The sequence below is a fragment of the Promineifilum sp. (SeqCode) genome (assembly GCF_041918635.1).
GTDB lineage: Bacteria > Chloroflexota > Anaerolineae > Promineifilales > Promineifilaceae > Promineifilum.
The window spans coordinates 1-4046 of sequence record NZ_JAYRVJ010000381.1; the positions used below are offsets into that span (position 1 = coordinate 1).

The following is a 4046-nucleotide window of genomic DNA, read 5'->3' on the forward strand; positions in this document are numbered from 1 at the left end:
GGAGGTGGTCACGTAGCGGGCGCTGACCCAGCCCGTGCCGCCGGCCGGCTTGAAGACCTCCACCCACCCGCTATCGGCCGAGCGGAAGCCGGTCAACCCCACCGTCTGATTGAACGCCAGCTGCTCGCCCACAATGAGCGAGCCGCCCGGGGCGCTGCGGATGTTCAGGCGCGCCCCGCCCGTGCCGGTCACCGTGGCCGTCGGCCCCGTGATGGGCGGCGTAGTGCCGCCGGTGCCCGGGCCGCCGCCGGTGACCGGCGGGTTCCACGACACGGACACGGCGGCGCGGCCGGTGTCCTCGAAGTACTCCACGCGCAGCGGCGTGTTGCCGCCGGGTAGGGTGATGCTGGCGCTGAAGCGGCCGTCGGACTGCTGCCGCCACTGGTCGATGAGCAGCTGGTTGTTCACCCACAGCCGGATGCCGTCGTCGGAGAACACGTCGAAGCGGTACGTGCCGGCCGGGAAGTTGATCGTCCGCGTCCAGCGCACCGAGAAGCGATCGACGCCGACGCCGGCGATGGGCGAGCCGTTGCCCCAGTTGAAGTCGATGACCGCGTCATTGCGCGAGGCCGCCGGCGTCCCGGACAGGGAGATGTTGTTGAAGTAGTCGCCCCGCCAGGAGCCGCCGCCGCCGGTACTACCGCCGCCCGTCGCCGGGCCGGTGGCCGGCGGGTTCCAGCCGACACTGACTGCGGCGCGGCCCACGTTCTCGAAGTACTCCACCCGCAGCGCGGTCGCCCCGCCGGCCAGGTTTACGTTGGCGGCAAAGCGGCCGTCGGACTGGTTGCGCCACTGGTCGATGATGAGCACGTTGTTGACCCACATGCGAATGCCATCGTCGGAGAAGACCTCGAAGCGATAGCTGCCGGGGTTGAAGTTGAGCGTGGTCGTCCAGCGCACCGAGAAGCGGTCGGAGGGGATGCTCGACGCGGGCGAACCCTCGCCCCAGTTGAAGTCGATGGCCCCGTCGGTGCGTGTCAGGGTCGGCGAGCCGGCCAGATCCATGTTGCTGAAGTACTCGCCGCGCCAGGTCGCGGCGGAGCTGGAGCCGCCTCCGGCAGCGATCAGGTCAAAGCGGAAGCGGGCCACGGCCATGCCCCCCGCCTCGTAATATTCGACGCGGATGGCGTTCGCGCCGCTGCTCAACGTCCGGTCGGCGGTGAGGGTGCGCACCTGGCTATCGACCCAGGAGTCGATGACCAGCTGGTTATTGACCCAGACGCGCATACCGTCGTCCATGGTGGCCGTGAAGCGGTAGGTTCCGGCCGACAGGTTGAAGCTGCGCTCCCAGCGGGCGGAGAAGTTGTCGTCGCTGACCAGGACGTGGGGGCTGCCGCCGCCCCAATCGTTGTCGATGGCCGACTCGTTGCGTGTCACGATGGGGTCGCCGGACAGGTTGCGGTTGTTCCAGTAGCGCGCCCGCCACGCATTGTCCTGGGCCGCCACGCGCGACGCGCCGGGGGCCAGGGCCAGCAACAACAGCGCTCCCACCACAGCCAGGAGCGGGGCGATGAAACGGACAGACTTGTTTGACATAACTTGCTCTCCTTACTGGTTAGTCGTCAGGCCATTCAGTACCGTTCTTCCCACTTGTAGCGCGGGTTGGCAACCCGCCTCTTACGGCCTGGGGAGGCGGGCCGGCAACCCGCGCTACAAGTGTAGTCAGGCAATTCATTGCCGTTCTTCTCCCCAGCCGTAAGAACGGCAATGAATTGCCTAACTACGAACGGAACGGCTTATAGATGTGGTAACACATTTGGAAGCTCCAAGCAGAGCCGTGAGCCGCGAAGAGGGATGCAAAGGGCAGGGACGCCGCGGCAGCTATCAGTAACTATCGTATTATAAGGGCAACGGCCGGCCTGTGGGGCGTCTACTAATACACTCGTTACATAATAGGGGGTAGGGGCTAGGGGTTAGGGGCTAGGGAAGAAAGGTTCCAGGGAAGGGCGCTCTCCCCTAGCCCCTAGTCCCTAGTCCCTAGCCCCTAGTCTTAACCCCTAGTCCCTAATAGGAGATTGGCGCGGCGGTCGACGATGGCCGTCCAGGCGGGGGGGATGAGCGTCGTCGTGTCGTACTGGAAGATGACCGCCGGCCCCTCAATGACGTGGCCGGGGCGCAGCCGCGCGCGGTCGTAGAGGCGGGCCAGCTGGAAGCCCGCGCCGCTTTCGCCGGCGATTTCGTCCGCGAACCAGACCGGCTTCTCGCCCAGCAGGGCCGCGGCCGGGTCGGGACCGCCGGATGGGCGCTCCAGCCAGGACGGCGGCGCGGCCGGCGCGACGGCCGTCAGCCGCAACGTGACGATCTCCACCGCCGCCTCCGGCCGGGCGTAGCCGTAGCGGGCGGCGTGGGCGGCGTGGAAGGCGGCGGCGACCTCGGCCGCGCCCTCCCCCGGCGCGTAGGGGACGCTCAACTCATGCGACTGGCCCACGTAGCGAGCATCCAGCGCGTGCCGCAGTTCCAGCGCCGCCGGGTCGTGGCCCTCGGCGGCCCGCGTCTCCGCGGCCCGCGTCTCCGCGGCCATGTCGGCCCGCGCCCGCTCGACCAGCGGCGCGAACGCCCCGGCCAGCCATTCACCCGTCGCTTCAGCCGCCGGCCGCATGACCGTGCGCGAGTAGTCGCGGGCCGGCGCGGCCACCAGCATGCCCAGCGCCGACAGCACGCCCGGCGTCTCCGGCACGAGCACGCGCGGGATGCGCAGCGCGGCGGCCAGCTCGCAGGCGTGGAGCGGCCCGCCGCCGCCGAAGGCCACCAGCGTGAAGCGGCGCGGGTCGTGGCCCCGCTCGACGGAGATGCGCCGGATGGCCCGCTCCATGTTGGCGTTGGCGACGCGCACGACGCCCCAGGCCGCCGCTTCCGGCGAGGGCGCGCCCAGGTCGGCGGCCAGCGTCGCCAGCGCCCGGCGGGCCGGTTCCTCGTGCAGCCGCATGCCGCCGCCCAGGAAGTGGGCCGCGTCCAGCCGGCCGAGCACGAGGTTGGCGTCGCTGACCGTGGCCCGGCCGGGCGCGAAGTGGGCGTCCAGCGCCGCCCGCCACGTGTCGTAATCGGCGCGGTAGCAGGCCGGGCCGGGGGACGCGCCGGCGCTCTCCGGCCCCACGCGCAAGGCCCCGCCGGCGTCGGCCCGGGCCAGACTGCCGCCGCCCGCGCCGACGGTGTGGATGTCGATGAGCGGCAGCCGCAGCGGCAGCCCGGCGATCTCGCCGTCGGTCGTGATCGGCGCGCGGCCGGGGCACAGGGCCACGTCGGTGCTCGTCCCGCCCATGTCGAACGTAATAATGTCTGAGTCCCTGACTTCCCTACCACTTATTGCTGACTGCTGACTGCTGACTACCCACTGCCCACTGCCCGCCGCCACATGTAATGCCCCCACCACCCCGCCCGCCGGCCCGGACAGCGCCGTGCGCGCCGCCTGCGCCCCGGCCAGGGCCGCGTCGATGACCCCGCCGTTGCTCTGCATGACGGCCAGCCGGCGCGGGGCGACGCCGGCGGCCAGCCGCGCCAGGTAGCGGCTCATCAGCGGCGCGACGTAGGCGTTGATGACCGTTGCCGCCGTGCGCTCGTACTCGCGGTATTCAGGCAGGATGTCGGCGGAGAGGGAAATATGGGGCGCGTCCGGCCCCAGGGCGTCGGTGATGGCCGCGGCGATGGCCCGCTCGTGCGCCGGCCGCAGGAAGGAGAAAAGCAGGCAGACGGCGACCGACTCGATGCCCTCGGCGGCCAACTGGGCCAGGACGGGGGCCAGGGCGGCCACGTCCAGCGGGCGCAGCACCTCACCAGCCGCGCTCAGCCGCTCTTGCGCCTCGAAGCGCCAGGCGCGAGGCACGAGCGGCGGCGGCTTTTGTGGGACGAGGGCGTAGAGGTCGGGCCGGTTCTGGCGGCCGATCTCCAACACGTCGGCGAAGCCGGCTGTGGCGATGAGCGCCGTCCGCGCCCCGCGCCGCTCCAGCAGGGCGTTGGTGGCGACGGTGCTGCCATGCACAATCGCCTCAGGTGCGACCCACTTTCCGAAGTGAGTTGCGCCTGCACCGACCACCTCCAACCCCGCCAAC

The 4046-nt window shown here is 70.8% G+C and carries 2 protein-coding genes; both read right to left on the minus strand.

Annotation, left to right across the window (positions count from 1 at the left end; all coding sequences use genetic code 11):
- Window positions 1-1536, minus strand: a 1536-nt coding sequence (locus tag ACE3UY_RS12005; protein ID WP_374687759.1) for a PA14 domain-containing protein, incomplete at its 3' end; no start/stop codon positions are given.
- Between the two features lie 454 nt (window positions 1537-1990).
- The coding region (locus tag ACE3UY_RS12010; protein ID WP_374687760.1) for a hydantoinase/oxoprolinase family protein at window positions 1991-4046 on the minus strand (2056 nt) is incomplete at its 5' end.